This is a genomic window from Halomonas sp. PBN3 (assembly GCF_000475415.1).
In the GTDB taxonomy this organism is placed as follows: Bacteria; Pseudomonadota; Gammaproteobacteria; order Pseudomonadales; family Halomonadaceae; genus Halomonas; species Halomonas shengliensis.
In genome coordinates this window covers 1-373 of sequence record NZ_AXCA01000019.1, presented here as the reverse complement: position 1 = coordinate 373, position 373 = coordinate 1, and the positions used below count along the sequence as shown (strand labels likewise).

1 protein-coding gene is annotated in these 373 nt (G+C 62.7%); it reads right to left on the bottom strand.

What is annotated here, in order from left to right:
- Window positions 1-75: 75 nt before the first annotated feature.
- Window positions 76-373: citrate/2-methylcitrate synthase (locus Q673_RS0117930; RefSeq protein ID WP_031217518.1), on the bottom strand; the 298-nt coding region annotated here is incomplete at its 5' end.

Genomic DNA, 373 nt, shown 5'->3' with positions numbered 1-373 from the left:
GGGGGGGGGCTGTGCATGACGCAGAAAGCCGCCCGAGGGCGGCTTTCTGTGGAGGGTCGTGCCTGCCGGTCGTGCTTACTTGGCAGGATAGTCGCGCTGGGTGTGACCGGTATAGAGCTGGCGCGGACGGCCGATCTTGTAGCTGTCGCTGAGCATCTCGTGCCAGTGGGAGATCCAGCCGATGGTGCGTGACACCGCGAAGATCACGGTGAACATGTTGGTCGGGATACCCATGGCCTTGAGGATGATACCGGAGTAGAAGTCGACGTTGGGGTAGAGCTTGCGCTCGACGAAGTACTCGTCTTCCAGGGCGATCTGCTCCAGGCGCTTGGCGATCTTGAGCTGCGGGTCGTCGATGCCGAGCTCGGCCAGC